This is a genomic window from Streptomyces violaceus, assembly GCF_036014075.1.
Classification (GTDB): Bacteria; Actinomycetota; Actinomycetes; order Streptomycetales; family Streptomycetaceae; genus Streptomyces; species Streptomyces violaceus.
The window spans coordinates 3,702,859-3,722,819 of the sequence record NZ_CP107911.1 but is presented as its reverse complement, the minus strand read 5'-3'; the positions used below and the strand labels follow the sequence as shown (position 1 = coordinate 3,722,819).

At 70.0% G+C, this 19,961-nt stretch carries 23 protein-coding genes; 14 read left to right on the top strand and 9 right to left on the bottom strand.

The genetic code is table 11. The features are described 5' to 3' along the window. Positions 1 to 14: 14 nt before the first annotated feature. Positions 15 to 1,283: an LCP family protein gene (locus OG542_RS16655; protein ID WP_328411709.1), complete on the top strand. Its 1,269-nt coding sequence runs from the start codon at positions 15 to 17 to the stop codon at positions 1,281 to 1,283. Here the strand turns inward: OG542_RS16655 and OG542_RS16650 are convergent. The 4 genes from OG542_RS16650 to OG542_RS16635 form a co-directional block, all read right to left on the bottom strand. Further along, a complete protein-coding gene (locus tag OG542_RS16650) occupies positions 1,280 to 2,476 on the bottom strand; it encodes an acyl-CoA dehydrogenase family protein (protein WP_328411708.1) in 1,197 nt (398 codons plus the stop codon). The genes OG542_RS16655 and OG542_RS16650 overlap by 4 nt on opposite strands. 31 nt (positions 2,477 to 2,507) lie before the next feature. Then, positions 2,508 to 3,773 (bottom strand): hypothetical protein, encoded by a 1,266-nt coding sequence (locus OG542_RS16645; protein WP_328411707.1) that lies wholly within the window; start codon positions 3,771 to 3,773, stop codon positions 2,508 to 2,510. Further along, a complete protein-coding gene (locus OG542_RS16640) occupies positions 3,763 to 5,835 on the bottom strand; it encodes a hypothetical protein (protein ID WP_328411706.1) in 2,073 nt (690 codons plus the stop codon). Before OG542_RS16640 ends, OG542_RS16645 begins: the two co-directional genes overlap by 11 nt. 127 nt (positions 5,836 to 5,962) lie before the next feature. Further along, positions 5,963 to 6,682 carry a hypothetical protein gene (locus OG542_RS16635; protein WP_328411705.1) on the bottom strand — a complete coding sequence of 240 codons (720 nt, stop codon included), beginning with the start codon at positions 6,680 to 6,682 and terminating at the stop codon, positions 5,963 to 5,965. Between the two features lie 454 nt (positions 6,683 to 7,136). On the opposite strand from OG542_RS16635, the gene OG542_RS16630 reads away from it, so the two are divergent. The 12 genes from OG542_RS16630 to OG542_RS16575 all read left to right on the top strand — a co-directional run bounded on the left by OG542_RS16630 (position 7,137) and on the right by OG542_RS16575 (position 16,006). Continuing rightward, positions 7,137 to 7,859, top strand: coding sequence for a hypothetical protein (locus OG542_RS16630; protein WP_328411704.1), 723 nt, complete (start codon positions 7,137 to 7,139; stop codon positions 7,857 to 7,859). A 17-nt stretch (positions 7,860 to 7,876) separates the two neighbouring features. Beyond that, on the top strand, positions 7,877 to 8,761 hold the full coding sequence (locus OG542_RS16625) for a hypothetical protein (RefSeq protein ID WP_184591609.1): 885 nt from the start codon (positions 7,877 to 7,879) through the stop codon (positions 8,759 to 8,761). Then, the gene (locus OG542_RS16620) at positions 8,758 to 10,065 is read left to right on the top strand and encodes a CpaF family protein (protein ID WP_328411702.1); all 1,308 of its coding nucleotides are present in this window, start codon (positions 8,758 to 8,760) and stop codon (positions 10,063 to 10,065) included. The genes OG542_RS16625 and OG542_RS16620 overlap by 4 nt, the downstream gene beginning before the upstream one ends. 44 nt (positions 10,066 to 10,109) lie before the next feature. Further along, positions 10,110 to 11,057, top strand: coding sequence for a type II secretion system F family protein (locus OG542_RS16615; RefSeq protein WP_328417948.1), 948 nt, complete (start codon positions 10,110 to 10,112; stop codon positions 11,055 to 11,057). Further along, a complete protein-coding gene (locus tag OG542_RS16610; protein WP_193482453.1) occupies positions 11,054 to 11,977 on the top strand; it encodes a type II secretion system F family protein in 924 nt (307 codons plus the stop codon). The genes OG542_RS16615 and OG542_RS16610 overlap by 4 nt, the downstream gene beginning before the upstream one ends. A gap of 78 nt (positions 11,978 to 12,055) precedes the next feature. Next, complete coding sequence (locus tag OG542_RS16605; RefSeq protein WP_031107180.1) at positions 12,056 to 12,307, top strand: hypothetical protein; 252 nt, start codon at positions 12,056 to 12,058, stop codon at positions 12,305 to 12,307. A 60-nt stretch (positions 12,308 to 12,367) separates the two neighbouring features. Then, a complete protein-coding gene (locus OG542_RS16600) occupies positions 12,368 to 12,826 on the top strand; it encodes a TadE family protein (protein WP_328411699.1) in 459 nt (152 codons plus the stop codon). Further along, positions 12,826 to 13,263: a TadE/TadG family type IV pilus assembly protein gene (locus tag OG542_RS16595; protein ID WP_328411698.1), complete on the top strand. Its 438-nt coding sequence runs from the start codon at positions 12,826 to 12,828 to the stop codon at positions 13,261 to 13,263. The genes OG542_RS16600 and OG542_RS16595 overlap by 1 nt, the downstream gene beginning before the upstream one ends. Further along, positions 13,260 to 13,739, top strand: coding sequence for a pilus assembly protein TadG-related protein (locus OG542_RS16590; RefSeq protein WP_408057764.1), 480 nt, complete (start codon positions 13,260 to 13,262; stop codon positions 13,737 to 13,739). Before OG542_RS16595 ends, OG542_RS16590 begins: the two co-directional genes overlap by 4 nt. Positions 13,740 to 13,790: 51 nt before the next feature. Then, positions 13,791 to 14,450: a hypothetical protein gene (locus OG542_RS16585; protein WP_328411696.1), complete on the top strand. Its 660-nt coding sequence runs from the start codon at positions 13,791 to 13,793 to the stop codon at positions 14,448 to 14,450. Between the two features lie 5 nt (positions 14,451 to 14,455). Next, positions 14,456 to 15,487, top strand: coding sequence for a hypothetical protein (locus OG542_RS16580; RefSeq protein ID WP_328411694.1), 1,032 nt, complete (start codon positions 14,456 to 14,458; stop codon positions 15,485 to 15,487). 291 nt (positions 15,488 to 15,778) lie between these two features. After that, positions 15,779 to 16,006 (top strand): hypothetical protein, encoded by a 228-nt coding sequence (locus OG542_RS16575; RefSeq protein WP_328411692.1) that lies wholly within the window; start codon positions 15,779 to 15,781, stop codon positions 16,004 to 16,006. A 64-nt stretch (positions 16,007 to 16,070) separates the two neighbouring features. Here OG542_RS16575 and OG542_RS16570 read toward each other — a convergent pair whose 3' ends face one another. Together OG542_RS16570 and OG542_RS16565 are read right to left on the bottom strand one after the other, a co-directional pair. Continuing rightward, positions 16,071 to 16,424 carry a hypothetical protein gene (locus OG542_RS16570; protein ID WP_328411690.1) on the bottom strand — a complete coding sequence of 118 codons (354 nt, stop codon included), beginning with the start codon at positions 16,422 to 16,424 and terminating at the stop codon, positions 16,071 to 16,073. A 27-nt stretch (positions 16,425 to 16,451) separates the two neighbouring features. Then, on the bottom strand, positions 16,452 to 16,775 hold the full coding sequence (locus OG542_RS16565) for a hypothetical protein (protein ID WP_328411688.1): 324 nt from the start codon (positions 16,773 to 16,775) through the stop codon (positions 16,452 to 16,454). Between the two features lie 74 nt (positions 16,776 to 16,849). Here OG542_RS16565 and OG542_RS16560 point away from each other — a divergent pair, with 74 nt between their 5' ends. Then, positions 16,850 to 17,437 (top strand): hypothetical protein, encoded by a 588-nt coding sequence (locus tag OG542_RS16560; RefSeq protein ID WP_328411686.1) that lies wholly within the window; start codon positions 16,850 to 16,852, stop codon positions 17,435 to 17,437. A gap of 35 nt (positions 17,438 to 17,472) precedes the next feature. Here the strand turns inward: OG542_RS16560 and OG542_RS16555 are convergent, their stop codons facing one another. The 3 genes from OG542_RS16555 to OG542_RS16545 form a co-directional block, all read right to left on the bottom strand. Next, positions 17,473 to 18,120, bottom strand: a complete 648-nt coding sequence (locus OG542_RS16555) for a hypothetical protein (protein ID WP_328411685.1) — start codon at positions 18,118 to 18,120, stop codon at positions 17,473 to 17,475. A gap of 77 nt (positions 18,121 to 18,197) precedes the next feature. Next, complete coding sequence (locus OG542_RS16550) at positions 18,198 to 19,280, bottom strand: hypothetical protein (protein WP_328411683.1); 1,083 nt, start codon at positions 19,278 to 19,280, stop codon at positions 18,198 to 18,200. After that, a complete protein-coding gene (locus OG542_RS16545; RefSeq protein ID WP_328411681.1) occupies positions 19,268 to 19,930 on the bottom strand; it encodes a hypothetical protein in 663 nt (220 codons plus the stop codon). The genes OG542_RS16550 and OG542_RS16545 overlap by 13 nt, the downstream gene beginning before the upstream one ends. Positions 19,931 to 19,961 lie beyond the last annotated feature (31 nt).

Here is a 19,961-nt window from a genome sequence, read left to right as displayed (position 1 = left end):
CCTTCGAGGGGCCGATGAGCGACTGGACCGACCATCCGGGAGACCACCGGGCGGGGCGGGACCCGAGAAGGGTCCCGCCCTCGTCCCCGATGGTGCCCCCGCCGTCGACCCGTACCGCCCCGCTGCCCGGCATGTCCTCGTCGGCCGCGCCCGGCCGCTACGACATCGGCGTCCAGGAACCTGGCAGAAGAGAGGACGGCGGAAACCCGGGCAGCAGAAACCCGGGTGGCAGAAACCCCGGCGGCAGAAACTCCGGCAGCGGAAGCCGCGGCAGCAGGTCCCCGCGGCGCCGGGCCGGAAGCGGCCGCCGGTTCGTGCGTACGGCGGCCGTGCTGTCGACCGTCCTGGTGCTCGCCGGCGCCGGTACGTACGTCTGGGCCGACACCCGGCTCAACCAGCAGGTCGACCTCGGCACCCTCAGCGGCCGGGTGCCGCCCGGCGAGGGCACCAACTACCTGGTCGTGGGCTCCGACAGCCGCGACGGCCTGTCGGAGAAGGACAAGAAGGACCTCAACACCGGCTCGACCGGCGGCCGCCGTACCGACTCGGTGATCCTGCTGCACACCGGGGCGAACGGCACCACGATGCTCAGCCTGCCGCGCGACTCCTGGGTGACCCTCCCGCCCTACGTCGATCCCGGCACCGGCAGGAGCTACCGGGCCACGCCGGACAAACTGAACGCCGCGTTCTCGCTGGGCGGCCCTGATCTGCTCGTGCAGACCGTGGAACGCAACACCGGCGTGCACATCGACCACTACGCGGAGATCGGCTTCGCCGGCTTCGTAGGGGTGGTGGACGCGGTCGGCGGTGTGGACATGTGCCTGGACAAGGCCGTACGGGACAAGGACTCCGGAGCCGACCTGCCCGCGGGCTGCCAGACCCTCGACGGCTCCGAGGCGCTGGCCTTCGTACGGCAGCGCAAGCAGGAGGCCCAGGGCGACCTGGGGCGTACCCGCAACCAGCAGAAGTTCCTCGCCGCCCTGGCCGACAAGGCGGCCACCCCGTCCACCCTCGCCGACCCGTCCAAGTCCTTCCCGACCCTGAGCGCCGGCCTCGACACGCTCATCGTGGACCAGGGCACGGAACTGCCCGACCTCATGAAACTGTTCGAGGCCCTGAAGAAGGCCACGGCCGGCGGCGGCAGACAGCTCAACGTCCCCGTGGCCGATCCCGACCTGCGGACCTCCAAGGGCAGCGCGGTGAAGTGGGACGACCGACGGGCCAGAGCCCTGTTCGCGGCGATACGGGAGGACCGCCCGCCCGGTACGCAAGCGGGCGGCTAGATGAACGGCGTCCCCGGCTCGAGCCCCGCCAGCACCCTGCCGTACAGCTCCAGGTTCGTCGCCGGATGGACGAACGCGTGCAGGTTCAGCGCCCGCAGATCGCGCACGGCCCGCTGGATCGGCACCTCCTCGTGGAGGGAGGAGGCACCCGAGGCCGAGCCCAGCAGGTCGGCGGCCTCCAGGCAGAGCCGCGCCACATAGCCGCTGCGCGCCCGGACCCCGGCCCGTTCCTCGGTCGTGTACGGCTCCCCGCTCGCCGCCCGCGTCTGCAGCAGCGTGACGATCTCGTCGGTCAGATGCTCGGCGCAGGAGAGCTTCAACGCCGCCTCGGCCGTCTGCAGATGCGTGACGGGCGCCTCGTTCTGCCGCTCGTAGAAGGTGTACGTGATGCCCCGCCGGTGGATCCGCTCGCGGAACTCAGCGAGTGCCGAGCGGGCGAGGCCGAGGGCGTTCGGGGTCGCCCAGGCGCAGAACATCAGCAGCACCGGCACTCGGTAGAACGGGTCGTCGGCGTTGGCCTTCGACGGGAACTCACCGCCGAGCAGCGGGGCGACCGGCAGCACGCGGTGAGCGGGTACGACGACATCGCGCGCCACGACACTGTTGCTCCCGCTGCCCGCGAGACCCGACACCCGCCAGTCGTCCAGGATCTCCAGCTCGGCCACGGGCACGGCGGTCCACACCGACTCGGGCCGCCCCTCGACCCGGGCGGTCAGCAGATGCCAGTCCGCGTCCCGGCAGCCGGTGGCGAAGGGCGAGGTCCCGTTGACGACATAGCCGCCGTCGCCCGTCGGGACCGCTGTCGCGCTCGGGACCAGGCTGCCGCCGACGCGCACGTCGGGGCCGGTGAAGATCTCGTCCTGCGCCTCGTCCGGGAAGAGCGCGGCGACGTACGCGCAACCGGCCTGGATCAGCGTCATGAAACCGGCCGAACCGCACGCGGCGGACAGCTCCGCCAGCGCGTCGACCTGGGTCCGCAGGCTGCTCTGGTAGCCGCCGTACCGCCGGGGCACGTTCATCCGCTGGATCCCGGTCCCGGTCAGGGCCTCCACGACCTCCCGCGTCACCCGCCGCTCCCGCTCGGTCCGCAGGGCGTGCCCGCGGATGAGGGGCCCGAGCTCGCGGACGCGCTCGACCAGGCCGGTGTCGGTGGGAGGTACAGGCAGAACGGTGTCTCGCGTGCCCGAAGTCATGGCTGCACCGTGGCCTCCCCCGGGCCCGGTGTCAACGGGCCCTGGTCCTCCGGGAGTTGATCCCGGCCAGCGGCGCCGTCAGCGAGCCGTACCCCGTCGCGGCCCACACGCTCCGCTCGGCCGGGAGCTCGAAGTAGGGGACGGTACGGCCGTCCTCGTCCGTGTCGGTGAGCACCTCGGGGGCGCGGCGGCCCCGCAGGGCGTCCGCGCACTCCTGGCACACCGCCACGTCCAGCCGGTCCCGGCGGCCGAGCGGACGCCAGCCGGTGCGGAGGGCGGCGCGGCCGTGCAGGGGGTGGAAGAAGCAGCGGGGGAGGGCCCCGTCCGTGCCGGTCAGGGCGTCACGGCCCTCCTGGACCAGGGCCAGGACGCCCGCCAGGTCCGGCAGGCCCCGGGCCCCGTCGAGGACCGTGCCGGCGGCGGCGTACGCGTCGAGGGCGTGCTGGAGACCCGGCGTCGTGGAGAGGTCGGCGGTCTGGGTGGCCTCGCCGAGCGCCAGGACCTCCGCCTCCGCCCGGCGCCGCAGCTCCGCCTCGTCGGCCGCGCGGGCCGTCGCGAACACCAGCTGCGGCACGGCCGGGGCCGTCTTGCGGGAACGGATCCCGCCCCGGGCCGCGAGGGCGGCCGCCAGGGCCAGGACGGGTACGCCGATGAGCAGCCACCATGCGGAGCCGCCCGAGTGCGACGCGGCCGAGGTCGCCGCCGAATCGTCCGGCGTCGCGGAGGGCGCCGCCGAGCCGTCCAGGTCCTTGATCGCCTCCTCGTACCGCTCTGTGCCCCTGCCCTCCGCGACCAGCTCCACGGCCTTGCCGGTCAGGTCGGCGAGTCCCGCGTCCCGCGTCTCGTCCAGGAAGCCGGCGGCGGCCACGGCGTCCCGGGTCTGGTGGGTGTCGGCGGGCCACTCGTAGCCGTCCAGGGAGTCCGCGAAGTCACCGTCCGTCGTGATGAGGACGAGCTCGCGCTGATCCGGGAGCCGGTCACGAACCGTCCCCGCCAGGACATCGGAGTCGCCGTCGAAGGCGTCGCCCTTGGTGAGGGGCCTGAGCACGATCTTGATCGGCAGGCCCGTGCCCCGGATCTGCCGCTCCAACTGCCGCTGCCGGGACGGCGGTACGGCATCGGCGTAGGCCTCGTCGACGTAGACGGGAGACGTGCGCAACGCGTTGGCGATGCGCTGCCCGGCGCTCGGCCCGGCGCTGTCCGCCGCCCATGCGGCACCGGGGCTCGCTGTGGTGGTCAGCGCCGCCAGCAGCAGCGCCGTGAGGACGGTGGTCACGCGCCTGACGTCAGTGGACACCTGCGGTCTCCCTCACCTTGTCGATCAGCCGGGCGATTCCATGGGGTACGGCGGTCAGCGGGCCGTCGGTCGCGTCGTAGTAGGGCACGCGGCTGTTGCCGAGGGAGGGGTCGGGCAGCCTCAGCAACCTGCCCGGGATGCCGCCCGGTTCGGCGATGGCCGTGTCGCGGCAGGGCTCGCAGACCGGGAGCAGCCGTCTGGCGACCCCCTCCGTGGTGACCCGGACGTGGTGACGGCTGACGGCGGGCCCGTGCAGGGGGTTGACGCCGCAGCACAGGTCGTGGCGCAGGTCGTCTGCGTCGTCTGCGTCCTCGGCGAGTGCGGCACGGCCCGCCCGCGCGAGCACGATGACGGCGACCAGGGTCGCGGGAGCCGTGCCCGCTGCCCGGGCGCGGTCGGGGTCGCCGTCGACCAGGAGCATCGCCGCGTCGAGGTGGTCCCAGGCGCGGGTGCGGTCGTCCGGGTCCGTGAACTCACTGATGAGTGTGGTCAGTTCGGTGTACGCGGTGCGTCGGAGGTAGGAGGCCGACGGCTCGGTCGGGGCGGTGAAGGGAAGGACGTCAGTGGGCTCGGGCGCGGGATCGCGGCGCCGCAGACGGCCGACGCTCCACATCACGCCCGCCACGACACCGGACAGTAGAAGTGCCGCGAAGGCGCCCACGAACAGGCCCGGCCAGAAGTCGGTGGCGAACAGGGGCGGAAGGGCGTACTCCTCGTCGGCCTTCGGGGCGGCGGCTGGCGTGGATTCGAATCCCGGACGGTCCGTGCGCGGGGCCTTGTCGAGGAAGGTCATGAGCGTGTCGAGGCGCTCGCCGAGGAGGTGGTCGTCGGCCTCGTCCGCCTTGCTATCGCCGAGCGTGACGGCGTCCGGCAGGTCGAAGGACAGGCTGTCGGAGGCGATGCGCAGGCCGTAGTTGTAGACGTCGATCGTGCCGTCGTCCGGGTCGGCCACGACGTACAGCCCGTCCCGGCGCGACTCGGCGTGCACGGCGGCGGCGAACAGCCACGAGTCGCCGGCCGACTCGCTCGCGGGTGTCTGCGGCACGAGGGCGACGTACACCGGGCCGCCGCCGTCGGAACGCCGGAAGTCCCGGATCCGGTCGTGCAGCCGGTCCAGTTGGCGAGAGTCGAGGACCCTCGGGCTCTCCGGGTCCGCGTAGACGGGGTCCTTCTTCAGGCCCGCCGCGACGCGGTCGACCCGGGCGGACAGGTCGGCGGGGGTGGGCGGCTCCGCCGCGCTCGACCTGGTCTGGTCGAAGACGACGGGCGCGGTGAGGGCGAGGGCAGCGGCGGTGGCGACGGCCGCGCCGGGGACGACCCAGCGGGGGACGCGCCGGCCGGCCCCGGAGCGACGGCGGCGGCGGCCCGCGTACCCGGCCACCAGGAGGATCAGCAGAGGCACGCCGGTAAGCAGGATGCCTGTGACGAACGACTGGTTGCGTCGGTCGGACGGGCCGATGTACATCTCGGCGGGCTCGTCGTCCCGGTACGTCTCACGCGCCGCCTCGGCCCGTGCCCTGGCCTTCTCGTCACCTTGGGCGACGACGTCGACGAAACGCTCGAAGCTGCGCAACGGGCCCGCGTCGTAGGGCAGTTCATACATGGCCACGGTCGAGGCGGCGTCGGCCGGCACGCGCACGCCGTAGGCCGTGGCCTCCGCGACCGCGCTGTCGTCGACCAGGACGTACAACCCGTCCCGGTTGAGCCGGTCGTGCACCGCGCCGAGCAACTGCCTGCCGTCCGTGCCGCTCTGCGTGGGCAGGACCAGGACGTAGGTCGGGACGCCGGTCTTCTTCGCGAGCCTGGCGAAGTCGGGGGCGGTGGAGCGGGGGATCTCGCGGGGGAGCTGGTCGGTGACGTGGACCGGGTTCTCGCGCAGGCGGTCGGCGAGGTAGGCGGCCTGGGTGACGGGCGTGGCCTCCGCCGCTCGGGCCGGGGTGGCGGTTGCGAAGAAAGCCGTTACGGCGCAGAGGGCGAGCAGCAGCCGGAGGACACGGAGCCGGTCGCTGCTCCACGCCGGTATACGTACTGCGTATGCCCTGTTTGTCGCGACTGCTCTCACCGGTGTGCTCCCCCGCGTTCCGATCGCTGTCCGGGCGGCACTCTACTCGGGGCTTCGCGAGTGCTACAGGTCGCCGGGTTGCGGCTCGGCGGGCCCCGGCGGCGTACCGGTAGCGGAACCGCCTGCTTCAGCCCAGCTTCGCGTTCTGGGCCTTCACCACCGTCGCCGGGAGCTTCGCGTCGCCCGGCCTCTCCTGGACCATGGCCATGCCGTCGACGGAGAAGTAGACGGCGATGACGTCGCCGCTGCGGACGGCCTGGGCGTGCATGGTGTGGGTGATGCCCTTGATGGTCGTCGTGGAGCGGAAGGCCAGTGACTCGTCACCGCCCTCGGCCACCGGCTTCTCGGAAGTGACGGAGTCGTACGGGGCCGTGCCCTTCGCCTTCGCCGTGAAGCCACCGCCGCACGAGTCGACGCCCTTGGCCAGTCCGGCGAAGGCGGACTCGGCCTTGCCGGGCGCGTACGTCGTGAGCGTGATGTACGTGAACTGGCTGTTCTGCGGGACGGAGTGGGTCAGATCGCCCTGCGCCTCGCCGAGGGGCAGCTGGTTCATCGCGTAGGCCAGCGGGGCGCAGGCCGGCTTGTCCACCGTGACGTCGTCCGGGGACTGGGCGAAGGCGTACTCGTCGTCCTCCGCGGACTTGGGCTTCACATCGAGCCCCGGCACGTCCGCCTTCGTGATCATGAGCTTCGCCAGCCGCTCGGCCGGGGTCACCTGCTTCGCGCGGGACGCGGTGGGCCTCGGCTCACCGGTCGCTGCGTCCGAGTCGGCGTCCCCGCCGCACGCGGTGAGCGTGGCGAGGGAGAGCAGGGACAGGGTGGAGGCGGCGAGCGCGGCCCGCTTCATGGGGGACTCCTCGTTGGGGGGCAGACCGAAGATCATGGCACGGCGAAATCCCGGCTCACGTGAGTGAATCGTGTGGGCCTCATGGCCGAGGCGTGACGAAAGAGCCGGTGGCCGAGAGTCCGTCGGTCCGGGACGGATTCGCTGCCGCACAGGGAACCGTGCAGGGAACGGCGTGTCGGTGTGCCGCCATCAACGGGTTTGTCCAGGCCGGAAGTTGCAGATGGATAACGGTGCGCGCCGTGAGGTTCAGGACGTAGGACGCGCCTTGAGGGGCTTATGTGCGGCTGATACGGTGCGATGGCTTGACACTCACCCCCAGTGCTGGCTATTCGCCCAGGTCGGGCGGGTGCGTCCGGCCCGTTCCGCAGTTTCCGTGCGGGGCAGGCGCGGGTGAAGTGTCCAATTTTGAAGGCAAATTGACAGACATCATCTTGGGTGTACGGGGAGCGGTTGCGTGAAGATCCAAGAGCGTACGGGGGCGGGCGCAGGTCGTTCCGCCTCTCCGGCTCAGCCGTCGGTCGGCGACCGGCTTCCCGCCCCACCTCGCGAGCGCAAACCGGCACTGGCCGCGCTCGCGGTGCTGCTCATCCTGGTGGGTGCGCTGGGCGTGACGATGCTCGTGCTGCAGGTCGGTAACCGGGTCGAGGTCGTCAAGGTGACGAAGGAGATCCAGGCCGGCGAGTCCGTCGGCGACAACGTCACCTCGGTGATGGTCGCCGCCGACGACAGCATCAACTACGTCACGTGGGAGCAGCTGAACTCCCTCAAGCGCCTCAAGGCCAAGACCACGATCTACCCCAACACGGTCGTGATGGGCCAGATGTTCAGTGAGAAGGCCAGCCTCCCCGCGGGCAAGGCCTCCGTCGGCCTCGCCCTCAAGGAGGGCCAGTACCCGTCCGACATCAAGGCCGGTGACATCGTCGCCGCCTACCGCGTCAGCACCAGCGGCGCCCCCTCGAACAGCACCGACGAAAGCACCGGCTCGGGCGGCACCTCGTCCTCCGGCGGCGCCATCGTCGACGACGCGCGGGTGAACAACGTCGCCGAGGACGATGACGCGACCGTGAGCACCGGCAACCTCTCGCTCACCGTCCTCGTCGACGAGGCCGACGCGGCCGCGCTCGCCTCCGCGGCGGCCGCGAACCAGGTCGCCATCGTGCACGTCCCCGGCAACTAGAAGGCGGCACCCACCCCATGGCGCTCATCGCTCTCGCCGCCGACAAGGGTTCCCCCGGCGTCACCACCGCGGCCGTCGCTCTCTCGGCGGTCTGGCCGCGGCGTGTCCTGCTCGCCGAGGCGGACCCGGCGGGCGGTGACCTCGTCTACCGCAGTGCCGCCGCACACGGCGGACCGCTCAACCCCAACACCGGCATGCTGTCCATCGCCGCCACCGCGCGCCGCGGACTCGTGCCGGACCAGCTCTGGGACCACGTCCAGCCGTTGAGCGGCGGCCTCGAGGTGCTCGTCGGGCTCGGCATCGCCGAGCAGGCGGCCGGCCTCGCGGGGCTCTGGCCCACCCTCGGGCACGCCTTCGCCTCCCTCGCCGACTCCCCGCACGCCGCCGCCGACGTCATCGCCGACTGCGGACGCGTCAGCGGGGACACCCCTGCCGTCGAACTGTTCCCGCACGCCGCGCTCGTGCTGCTCATCTCGCGCACCGAGCCGGAGGCCATCGCCCGGGTCCGTGACCGCGCCGCAGCCCTCGCCGGCAAGCTGCACGGCGGATCGCGCGGCGCCGCGAGCCTCGGCACCCCGATGATCGGCGTCGTCCTGATCGCCGACACGGGCACGGCGGGCAAGCTCGCCTCACAGGTCAACGACATGCTCGTGCACGCCCAGACCGGCGCCCGTGTGGTCGGCACCATCGCCGACGACCCGGCCGGCGCCGACCAGCTGGCCGGCCGCAGGCGCGGCCGCCTCGACAAGTCACTGCTGATCCGCTCCGCCCGCAAGGTCGCGGCCGACATCTACCAGCAGTACGGCGCCGCCTGGGCCGCCTCGGCCCAGGCGAACCAGGCCCACCAGTCCCAGCACAACCACCCGGGCCAGATGCAGGGCCACGCGGGGGCCGGCGCATGACCGCTGTCGACCACCAGTTGGTCAAGCGGTTCCGCCAGGACGCCGGCGACCGTATCGCCGAGCAGCGCCGACAGGACCAGGTCAACAACGTCACTCCGATGTCCACGGAGGACGAGCGGCAGTACGCGCGTGCCGTCATAGCCCAGATCCTGGAGGAGTACGCCCGCGCCGAGATCAACGCGGGCCGTACGCCGCTGGACGCCGAGACCGAGGAACAGTACGCGTCCGCCGTGCACGCCGCCCTGTTCGGCGTCGGCCGGCTCCAGCCGCTGCTGGACAACCCCGAGGTCGAGAACATCGACATCAACGGCTTCGACCAGGTGTTCGTCGGGTACGCCGACGGCCGTGAGGTGAAGGCCGACCCCGTCGCCGAGACCGACGAGGAGCTCATCGAGCTCATCCAGGTGCTGGGCGCGTACTCGGGTCTGTCCTCCCGCCCCTTCGACTCGGCCAACCCCCAGCTCGACCTCCGGCTCCCCGACGGCTCGCGTCTGTCGGCCGTCATGGACGTCACCCGGCGCCCCGCCCTGTCCATCCGCCGCGCGCGCATGGGCAAGGTGTTCATCTCCGACCTCGTCGGCAACGGCACGGTGACGCCCGAGGTCGCCCACTTCATGGCCTGCGCGGTCCGCGCCCGCAAGAACATCATGATCGCGGGCGCCACCAACGCCGGCAAGACGACGCTCCTCCGGGCCCTCGCCAACGAGATCCCCCCGCACGAGCGCCTCATCACCGTCGAGCGGGCCCTGGAGCTCGGCCTCGACACCTTCGCCGACCTGCACCCCAACGTCGTCGCCTTCGAGGAACGCCTGCCCAACTCCGAGGGCCAGGGCATGATCTCGATGGCGGAGCTGGTGCGACGGTCCCTGCGTATGAACCCCTCCCGGGTCATCGTCGGTGAGGTCCTCGGCGACGAGATCGTCACGATGCTCAACGCGATGTCGCAGGGCAACGACGGCTCGCTGTCCACGATCCACGCCAACAGCTCCCACGAGGTCTTCAACCGTATTTCCACCTACGCGTTGCAGGCCTCCGAGCGGCTGCCCATCGAGGCCAGCCAGATGCTGATCGCGGGCGCGGTGAACTTCGTCGTCTTCATCCAGCGGCGCAACAACTACGGCAACGGCGGCCGTCTCCAGCGCATGGTCACCTCCGTCCGCGAGGTCAACGGCGTCGACGGACGCGTCCTGTCCAGCGAGGTGTTCGCGGAGGCTCCCGACGGCCGCGTCGTACCGCACGCCCCCATAGCCTGCGTGGAGGAACTGATGGCACACGGCTACCGGCCGACCGGGACCTGGGGGTGACGGGCGTGAACACGACTCTCGCGGCACTCGGCTCGCTCGGCTCCATGGGCGGCCTGTTCTCCACCACCGTCCTGTACTCGATAGGCAGTGGCATCGCCGTCGGCGGCGGCATCGCGCTCTTCCTCGTCGCCGTACGCGGCCTGCCCGTCAAGCCCGACCACGAGAAGCAGAAGGCCGCCGAGCGGGCGAGCGAGCTGATCCGCTTCGCCGGCCGGCGCGGCTCGCTCGCCGCCATCGTCGGCCTCGTCGTCCTCCTCCTCACCCGCTGGGCGGTCGCGGGCATCGCGGCCGGCGTCCTCGTCTTCTTCTGGGACCGCCTGTTCGGCGGCGCCGGCGAGGAACGGGCCGCCATGCGCCGCGTGGAGGCCCTGGCCTCCTGGACGGAGTCACTGCGCGACACCATCGCCGGCGCGGTGGGCCTCGAGCAGGCCATCCCCGCCTCCGCCCGCGCCGCGGCCCCGGTCCTGCGACCCCACCTCGACGCCCTCGTCGACCGCCTGCGCTCCCGCACCCCGCTGCCCGAGGCGCTCCAGCAGCTCGCCGACGAGATCGACGACGCCTCCGCCGACATCATCGTCGCGGCCCTGATCCTCAACGCCCGGCTGCGCGGCCCCGGTCTGCGTCAAGTGCTCGGCGCCCTCGCCAAGTCGGCCCGCGAAGAGGTCGACATGCGGCAGCGCGTGATGGCACAGCGATCGTCCACGCGGCGGTCGGTGCAGATCGTCGTAGCGGTCTCGATCTCCTTCGTCCTCGGCCTGTCGATCTTCAACCGTGAATTCGTGGAGCCGTACGGCACGCCCGCCGGCCAGCTCGTCCTGGCCTGCGTCTGCGGCCTGTTCGCGCTCGGCTTCTGGTGGCTGCGCAAGCTGTCCACCATCGAGACGCCCGAGCGCTTCCTGGTGCGGGACGAGGCAGCCGTCCAGTTCGTCCGTCCCAGGACGCAGTCGCAGCAGTCCCAGCAGCTGCCGCAGGAAGAGGGGGCACGCCGATGAACCTCACGATGCCGCTCGTCGTCGGCGCCGTCCTCGGCCTGGGCATCTACGCCCTCGTCCGCGCCCTCATGCCCGGCAAGCGGAGCGCGATCTCGCAGGTCGCGCGGATCGACGCGATGCGGGCGCGCGGCTCGGCGTACGAATCGGCGCGCCGCGAACGGGAGAAGGGGCGCCTCGGTGCGCTGCGGGCCGAAGTCGGCCTGCGGGTCTCCGAGTTCTACCTGCAGCAGGGCTGGGAGCAGCGCTCGCTGCGCGCGGACCTGGCGGTGCTCGAGCGCAGCTGGGAGAAGTTCCTGGCGACGAAGGTGCTGCTGGGTGTGGCGGGCCTGTTCTTCGGCCCGTTCCTGTTCGCCATCGTCTGGACCCTGGGCGTCGGCAAGAGCCCGATCATCCCGGTGTGGCTGGCGCTGCTGTTCGCGGTGGTCTTCTTCTTCCTGCCCGACCTCGAGGTACGGCGGGACGCGGCCGAGAAGCGGCGCGACCTGCGGCGCGTGATCGGCGCGTACCTCGACCTGGTGTCGATGAGCCTCGCCGGCGGACGCGGTCTGCCGGAGGCCCTGATGGCGGCGGCGGAGGTGTCGGACGGCTGGGCCAACCAGCGCATCCGCAACGCCCTGTCCGACGCCCGCATCACCGGCCTCAGCCAGTGGCAGGCGCTCGGCCAGCTCGGCGAGGAGATCGGCGTCGAGGAGCTCAAGGACCTCTCCGCCTCCCTGGCCCTGGTCGCGGACGACGGAGCGAAGGTCCGCGAGTCCCTCGCCTCCCGCGCCGAGACCATGCGGCACCGCGAACTCGCCGAGATCGAGGGCAGCGCGGGCGAGAAGTCCCAGTCGATGCTCGTCGCGCAGCTGCTGCTGTGCGCCGGGTTCCTGGTGTTCCTGATCTTTCCGGCGGCGATGCGGGTGTTCCAGGTGCAGTGAGCCGCGCATGAGCCTTGCAGTGAGCGACCTTCACAACTCCAGAACTTCCGTGAACCGATTTCGAAAGGACAAGACGTCATGAACGGACGTACCTTCCACACCGGCATCCCGGCCGTGGACTTCCTCGTCACCTTCCTCCAGGCCCGCACCGAGCGTGCCCGCTCCGGCGAGCTGGACCGCGGTGCCTCCGCGGTCGAGTGGGTCATCATCTCCGCGGTCGTCGTGGCGATCGTCGGTGTCGTGGCCGCCATCATCAACGCCGCGCTGAGCGAGGGCGCCAACAAGGTCGGCGACTGCATCAAGGGCGCGGACGCGGGCAAGACCTGCTGACCGCCTGATCGTCGCAGAGACAGTCGCAAGGACAGACGTGGGGACGACGGGGTCACGGGGATGCTGGCGGACGTGAGCAGACGGGTACGCCGCAGGGTGGAGGCCGCACGGAAGAGGGCGGCCGCCCGCGGTGACTCAGGCATGACCGCGATCGAGTTCGTGCTGCTCACTCCGGTGCTGTTCTTCATGATCTTCGCGACGGTGCAGTTCGCCCTGTACTTCTTCGCGGACCACGTGGCCCAGGCGGCGGCCCAGGCGGGAGCCCGCAAGGCGCGTGCCACGGCCGACGAACACCCGGGTGCCTGGCGGGGCGAGGCGCAGAACGTGGTGGACGCGTACATCCGCCAACTGGGCCCGCAACTGGTGCTGGGGCCGGACGTGACGATGCTCCAGCCGGACCAGAACACGGTGGGCGTGGAGATCGCGGCGCGGGTGCCGACGGTGTTCCCGGGCCTGGATCTGACGGTGCACGCGCAGTCGGCGGGCCCGGTGGAACGGTTCGTTCAGGAGGAGAACTGATGACCCTCTCTCCTCCCGCTGTCCCTTCGAAGGACGGCCGGTCCACGGATGACCGGGGCCTCTCCACGATCGAGGTCGTGATCCTCGCCCCGGTGATGATCCTGTTCATCCTCGTCCTGGTGGCCTTCGGCCAGCTCGTGGACGGCCGCGGAGCGCTCGACGGAGCGGCTCGGGACGCGGCCCGCGCGGGCTCGATCCAGAAGAACCACGCCACCGCCATGGCCGAGGCGAAGAAGGCCGCGGAGGCGAACCTGACGGACGTCTGCGCGGGCCCCGTGTCGGTCGTCCAGACGAGCGAGGGCTTCGAGCCCGACACCATCTTCACGGTCGAGGTGAGCTGCGAGGTGCGAGGCCTCGCCACGCTCGGCCTCGACGTCCCGACGACGCTGACGGCGAGCTTCAGCTCTCCGCTGGACCCGTTCCGGAGGTCGGCGTGAGCCACAACCGCCCGTATCCGCCGCTTTGGCGTTCCTGGTGGGCCGCCCGTCGCGCACATCTGGACGACCGCGGCTCGGGCGCCGGCGCGGTCATCATCTTCACGCTGGTCTTCCTCTCCCTCTCCGCGTTCGTGATCGACGGCGGCCTGTCCATCTCCAAGCGGGAACGGGCGGCCGACATCGCGGAACAGGCGGCCCGTTTCGCCGCCCAGGACATCGACCGCGAGGCCCTCTACGACGACGTGGGCGGCCCCGCCCCGATCAACTTCGGGAACTGCAACGCCCGTGTGAAGGCCTTCGCCCGCGAGATGGACATGACGGGCGCGGACATCGCGGCGACCCACTGCGTGGCGGCGACCGCCGAGCAGGTGGAGGTCGACGTGCAGCTCACCTACTCCCCGGTCTTCACGGGGATGTTCTACGGCGGCGACGTGGTCGTCCACGGGCAGGCGGTGGCACAGAACGAGGTCCAGTGAGGCCCTCTCGGCCTTGCTGAGCACCGATCCCCCCACTGGAGGTACACCCCCATGCGCACACGCACGAGCACGGCGGCCGCGACCGCCCTGACCGCGGCGGTGGCGCTGCTGCTGACGGGCTGCGGAGGCTCGGACACGGCGGACAAGAAGGACGACGACAAGATCGCGGGCGCGGACACCGGTGCGGGGTCGGCGAACCCGTCGGCATCGGCCCCGGCCGACGACATCGACCGGCCGGAGATCAAGCTGCCGGCGGATGTGAAGAACGTCTTCGAGGGCGGCACGACCGGTGACCCGGCCAAGGACGCCGTGCTCGCGGACAACGAGCGGATGATCAACTCGATCGACGAGGCCATCACCGTGGACGCCGCCAAGCACCCGGCGCTCAAGTTCTACAGCAAGGACGACGCCCTGCTCGCCGCCGCGACATACGTCCAGTCCTTCTACGACGCCGGAACGTCGTGGGCCGGCGAGACGCGCTACTACGACCGCGAAGTCACCCTGGACGGCAAGGCGTCCGCCACGATGACGTACTGCGGTGACGAGACGAAGTCCAACAGCAAGGACCGCAAGACCAAGAAGGTCAAGCAGGCGCCGGGATCCGCGGACGACTACGTGTCCTACAACGCGCGCATGAAGAAGAACGCGACGGGCGTCTGGCAGACCGTGAAGGTGACGTCCGAGCGAGGAGCGGAGAAGTGCCGACCGTGACGTGCATGCGTACGCGAGTGGGGGTCGCCACCGCGCTTGCCCTGCCGCTGGCCCTCCTACCGACGATGGCGCACGCCGGAAGCAAGACCGACCAGGGCGCCAGTCTGGGTGATGCGCAGGGCGGCAGGAAAGGCCAGAACATCACCGTCCGGACCAAGGTGCAGACGACGGTCGACGGCGCTCCGGGTTCCACGAAGTCCGGCTCCCTGTCCTCCACCGACAGCAACTGGACACCCCCGGCCTGCTGGTACGAGCCCGCGTTCTCGCCCAAGGAGATCCAGTCCACGGTGAAGACGTGGCGGAACTTCGACATCTCGTTCTTCTACGGGATCGGAGACTTCATCGGAGACTCCCTGGACGAGCGCTACAAGAACGGGCACCCGTACAAGAACTACAACCTGGACAAGCAGGGCGAGGGAATGTTCTGGGCGGCCGCGGTGAACCCCAACCGCAAGGACGAGCCCGAAGCCCTGTCCTGCGACAAGCCGCCCTTCTGGGTCGACGAGGGCGACCCCCCGAAGGAGCCCCTGGCCGTCTCCCCCCAGGTCCTCGCCGAATACGCCTACGACGAACTCCCCGTCCCCGACACCGAGATCAAGATGGCCCCGACGGGCAAGTCGACCGTCAACCTGCCCACCTGGATCTGGCTCGACAAGGCCAAGTTCAAGAAGCTCTCGGTGACGGCGAGCCTCCCCGGCACGGGCCTGTCGGCAACCACCACCGCCGAACCCGTCTCCCTGCACATCGAACCGGGCACGGCCGACGCCGAGACCTACCCCGCCTCCGGCGAATGCGCGATCAACGAGGACGGCAGCATCGGCGAACCGTATGCGAAGGGCAAGGCCGGTAGGACGCCGCCCTGCGGCGTGAGCTACCTGCGCTCCACGGGCGAGAACGAGTCCTACCCGCTGAGCGCCACGGTCACCTGGAAGATCAACTGGACGAGCACGAACGGCGGAGGCGGAGACCTCCCCGACGGCACATTCGGTACGACACAGGACGTGACGGTGCAGGAGATCCAGTCGGTGAACCGCTGATCCGGAACCTTCTGCGGATCTGCACACCGTTCACCGTGGGGTCGTAGGCATCCCGGGCGGGAACCGCGCTCGGCTCATTTCCCCCGCCGCGCAATACATTCCCGTATCGCAAGGTGGCGGAAGATGTGAAGAGGACGGGGTGCCCGGTGACCGAATGGTCACACTCATGAATTCGGCCCCCGAAATCCACCGCACCCCCATAACCACCGACTGGCCGGGCCTTCTCCCGACGTGCTTTGATCGGTCACGCTCGAGCACTTCGAATTATTGAACGAAGGGAACCACCCCTCCATGGCCTTCTCCCCGCAGATCGAGACCGCCCAGATGTCCGACGCCGAGCTGGACACCATCGCCGGCGGCCAGGCGGGCGCCGCCGCGGGTGCCGGTGCCGCAGCCGGTCTCTACGTCGAGACCTCGGCCGTCGGCGTCAACGCCGGTGTCGGTGGCGGCGTGGGCCTCGCCGTCTCGCCCCAGGGCCTCGCGGCGGACCTGCACCTCAACGCCGCGGTCGCTTCCTGACGCAGGCGCACGAAAGGCCCCGGATCTCCGGATCCGGGGCCTTTTCATGTCTCTCGGAAGCGGGTTACTTCCCCCGGCCATCCCCTTTACCGCCCTTACCGCCCCGCTTGTCCTCGGTCTTCATGGCCTCGTTCGCCTTCTTGGCGAGCTCGTCATCAAGCTTCTTGAACTCGCGAACAACGGCATCGGACATACTCGCCAGCGCGTCGAGCTGCTGCGTGATGTCCTCGCGCCCGTCTTCCCAGTTGGACTCGAAATCCCCGAGCGCGTCATTGACACTGCCGTCGCCGATGTCGTCCTTGTAGGACTCGAAGAGCTTCTTGGTGTGATTCAGACGGGTCTTGATGGAACGAAGCCGGCGCCCAAAGCCCTCCAGCTCGGTCAACGGGAGCGCGAGGTCGCTCTTGCCCTTGCCCATGTGGATTCCCCCAGCAGGTCAGACGACTCAGATGATACGGAACGTGCTCGTCACAGCGTCGAAGATGTCATGGAAAGCTTCGGCCAGGTCCAGCACGGGGCCGGCCCCGGAGATGAGTACGACCTGGTCGGTGGTTCCCGGGACGGGTACGTACGTCTGGGTCAGCACCATACGCAGCGTACGGCTGTCCCCTTCGGCGACGGGCACGTCCTCGACACCGTACGTGCGCGCGGCCGGGCCCACTTCCGGAATCTCGACGGTCGTGACTCTGCGCCAGGCGTCACCTTCACGGTGGGGCGTGATGGTGCGCAGACTCTCGGCAATGGCACGCGGGTCCGTGGACAGGACCACGCCCTGTTTGTTCCTCGCGCCGAGGACCGAGACCGTGACGGTGCAACCCGTAAGGCTCTTTCACCTGTTGTTCGATGGCGCGTCAGACTGTTCCCGTTCCGGAAGCCGTGTTGGCACGCGAGATCTTCGGACCGCTCGGCGCGGTCGTGGAGATCGGGGCCGTGTCGGCGACCGGTACGTGGAGCGTTGGCACGGCCTCTGTCGGCGAGTTGGTGCACCGTCGGCGTGGTGAGGTCGATCGGCTGCTCGAGCTCGTCCGAGGCGTCGGCGGTTTCTCTTCATCCACGATGGCTATCGCCGACGAACTGGGCTGTTTGCGCGAGCATGAGGTGACGGCACCTTCCTTGCTGCTGTGGTCGGGTGCGATCGAGGGGATTCCGTCCCGGCTCGACGAGCTCGAGCGACCGGATGTCGTTCGCCGCATGTGCCACATGGCCGCCGACCTGCAACTGACGTACTTCCTGCAGGCTCTGGTCACAGCTGCCGTCGCGGCTGAGACGGAAGTCCGGCAGGGAGCGGGCAGAATCACCGAGGCTCTGGCGATCGCGGCAGGCCTCGCGCCAGGACGGGGTCTTGTCGGCGTTGCCCCTGGTGTACGGGGTGCCGATGCTCAGGTGGAGGGCGACGGCAGGCACGGGTGCGAGGAGAGCGACGGTGAGTGAGTAGACCGTGAGGGGTCGGGAGACGTGTGAGGGACTCACTGTGCGCAACCACCCCTCTCCGAGTGGGCGGACACCGCCTGCCACACACCCTGGGCGTTCTTGCCCATGGAGATCACGTAGAGGACCTCGGGGTCCGTGCCCGCCGGGTTCCCCTTCACCTCGCCGGTCTTGCGGTTCCTCGTGGAGGCCTTGCTCTCGTCGGTGCAGTAGGAGAGGGACGCCGCTGCCTTGTCCTTGGCGAGGGTGACCTTGGGGTCGAACACGGGCAACTTGCCGATGACGGTGAGGTTCTTGTCCGTGTAGGTCCTGATCCACTGCCGGCTCTGCAGGAAGCCGTTCTTCGTGTCGTAGAAAGCACGGTCCTTGCTGTCGGGATCGTTCTCGATGATCGCCTCGTACCCCGCCCGGAGCTGTTCCTTGCCGTCGTTGAGCACCGCCTGTTCGACGGGGTCGCTGCTCGTCCAGTTCTCGAAGGTCAGCTGGAAGCTGCTGGGGAGCTTGATCACCGGGCGGTTGACGCCGGGTGCCGCGGACGAGGCCGAGGCCGACGGGCTGCTCGGCTGGCTGTCCGCCCTCTCGGTGTCGTCCGATGACGACTCGTCGCCCCCGCCACAGGCGGTCAGAAGCAGCGCCGCCGTCGTGGCGAATGCTGCGGCAGTGGTGGTCAGTGCGCGGCGGGCCACAGTTGGTCTCCCCCGTAGTTTTTCGGTGTACGCAACAGAGAACGAAGCTAAGCAGGGGTGGGGATCGGCTCCGGTAGTCAGCGGTTGACCGACTGGATCTCCTGGACGTTCATGTCCTGGGTGGTCTCGAAGGTGCCGTCGGGGAGGTCGCCGTCGGAGCCGTCGGAGCCCTGCCAGGTGATCTGCCAGGTGACGCTGGCGGAGAGTTCGTACGGTGTGCCGTTGGTGGCGCGGAGGTAGCGGATGCCGCACGGCGGGGTCTTCTTGGCGTCGCCCTCGGTGTACGGGGTGCCGATGCTGCCGTCGTCGTTGATCTGGCAGTCGCCGGAGGCGGGGAAGGTTTCGGCGTCGTCCGTGCCCGGCTCCAGGTGGAGGGCGACCGGCTTGGCGGTCGTCTCCGCCCACAAACCCGTGTTCGGGAGTTCGGCGCGGACCTTGACGTCCTGGAAGGTGCCCTTGTCCAGCCACACCCAAGTGGGAAGGTTGACCGTGGACTTCGCCTCCGGCTTCAGGTCGACCTTCGTCTCGGGGACCTTGACCTTGTTGTAGGCGTACTCGGCGAGCGTCTTCGGGGTGGGCGCGTTCGGGTCGTCCGGCATCTCGCCGGCGTCGACCCAGAACATGATGCGGCCGCAGTCCCAGGAGTCGGAGGCATTGGGGTCCGGTGCCACCCCGCGCCAGAAGTAACCGTCCTTGCCGAGGTTGTAGTCCTTGTACCCCTCGGCTGTGCTGTTCTTCGACGCGCGCAGGTCGAAGTTCTCCGCAGGCTTGCCGTCGCGGTAGTGGTCGGTCCAGAGCCCCTTGCCCCACCAGGACTCGTGGATACCCACATCACCGCCACTGTCCGTGTCCACGAACTTCTTCAGCTGCCCCGGAGAGAACGCGGGCTCGTACCAGCAGGCAGGAGGCTTCCAGTTGGGGTCGACCGTGCCGAGGTTGCCCTCTTTGCCGTCGCCGCCCCCGCCGCTCGGATACGAGAGCTTGATATTGGAGACCGAGGCTGACAGGCCTCCCTTTCCGTCGGAGCCGCCCTGCGGAGGGGGTGTCGCCTGACCGGGGACCGGCTTGTCGGCGTGAGCCGGGCCGGCGGTCCAGACGAGGGATCCCGCAGCCAGGGCCACGATCAGCTTCGTCCGCCTGGACGCGGTCAGCCTCGGCATTCCTCCGCCTTCCCCTCGACGGTGACCTGCTGGGCGCGCCACACCGGCTTGCCCTGCACGGACGCCATGAGGATGGTGAACTTCTGGTAGCTGGCGAGGCTTTCCTTCGTGCGGTGGACCTTCTCCGACTTGACTTCCTTGCCGTAGACCTTGGACTGGTCCTCACAGAAGGAGACGTTGACCGTCTTGACCTTCTCCGACTCGTCGACGGGGTTGATCTCGGCCTGGTAGTACCGGTCCTTGCCTGTGAGCGTCCAGCCGCCGTCCGCGTACTCCTTGATCTGCGAGTGCGCGTACTGGGCGGCCTGGCCCGACGCATAGAACTGGAAGGCAGGGTCTTCCGGATCCTGCTTCGTGATGCCGTGGTTCAGCGCGCGGATGTAGTTCGCGGCGTCGTCAAGGGCTGCCGCGCTGTCCTGGTCCGACGGCTTCTCGAAGTCGAAGACCAGGTCCAGGTCGTCCGGCACGCTCACGTCAGGCCGGTCGACATCGGCCGACGCCGAGGCGGAGGCCGATGGGCTGCTCGATCCGCTGTCCGCCCCCTTGATGTCGTCCGATGACGACTCGTCGCCCCCGCCACAGGCGGTCAGAAGCAGCGCCGCCGCCGTGGCGAACGCGGCGGCAGTGGTGGGCAGTGCGCGGCGGGCCACAGTTGATCTCCCCCGTAGTTTCGGTGTACGC

Coding starts and splice junctions, on each gene's coding strand:
- OG542_RS16655 (WP_328411709.1), top strand. CDS start 15: ATGAGCGACTGGACCGACCATCCGGGAGACCACCGGGCGGGGCGGGAC.
- OG542_RS16650 (WP_328411708.1), bottom strand. CDS start 2,476: ATGACTTCGGGCACGCGAGACACCGTTCTGCCTGTACCTCCCACCGAC.
- OG542_RS16635 (WP_328411705.1), bottom strand. CDS start 6,682: ATGAAGCGGGCCGCGCTCGCCGCCTCCACCCTGTCCCTGCTCTCCCTC.
- OG542_RS16625 (WP_184591609.1), top strand. CDS start 7,877: ATGGCGCTCATCGCTCTCGCCGCCGACAAGGGTTCCCCCGGCGTCACC.
- OG542_RS16620 (WP_328411702.1), top strand. CDS start 8,758: ATGACCGCTGTCGACCACCAGTTGGTCAAGCGGTTCCGCCAGGACGCC.
- OG542_RS16615 (WP_328417948.1), top strand. CDS start 10,110: ATGGGCGGCCTGTTCTCCACCACCGTCCTGTACTCGATAGGCAGTGGC.
- OG542_RS16610 (WP_193482453.1), top strand. CDS start 11,054: ATGAACCTCACGATGCCGCTCGTCGTCGGCGCCGTCCTCGGCCTGGGC.
- OG542_RS16605 (WP_031107180.1), top strand. CDS start 12,056: ATGAACGGACGTACCTTCCACACCGGCATCCCGGCCGTGGACTTCCTC.
- OG542_RS16600 (WP_328411699.1), top strand. CDS start 12,368: ATGCTGGCGGACGTGAGCAGACGGGTACGCCGCAGGGTGGAGGCCGCA.
- OG542_RS16595 (WP_328411698.1), top strand. CDS start 12,826: ATGACCCTCTCTCCTCCCGCTGTCCCTTCGAAGGACGGCCGGTCCACG.
- OG542_RS16585 (WP_328411696.1), top strand. CDS start 13,791: ATGCGCACACGCACGAGCACGGCGGCCGCGACCGCCCTGACCGCGGCG.
- OG542_RS16580 (WP_328411694.1), top strand. CDS start 14,456: ATGCGTACGCGAGTGGGGGTCGCCACCGCGCTTGCCCTGCCGCTGGCC.
- OG542_RS16575 (WP_328411692.1), top strand. CDS start 15,779: ATGGCCTTCTCCCCGCAGATCGAGACCGCCCAGATGTCCGACGCCGAG.
- OG542_RS16570 (WP_328411690.1), bottom strand. CDS start 16,424: ATGGGCAAGGGCAAGAGCGACCTCGCGCTCCCGTTGACCGAGCTGGAG.
- OG542_RS16560 (WP_328411686.1), top strand. CDS start 16,850: ATGGCGCGTCAGACTGTTCCCGTTCCGGAAGCCGTGTTGGCACGCGAG.
- OG542_RS16550 (WP_328411683.1), bottom strand. CDS start 19,280: ATGCCGAGGCTGACCGCGTCCAGGCGGACGAAGCTGATCGTGGCCCTG.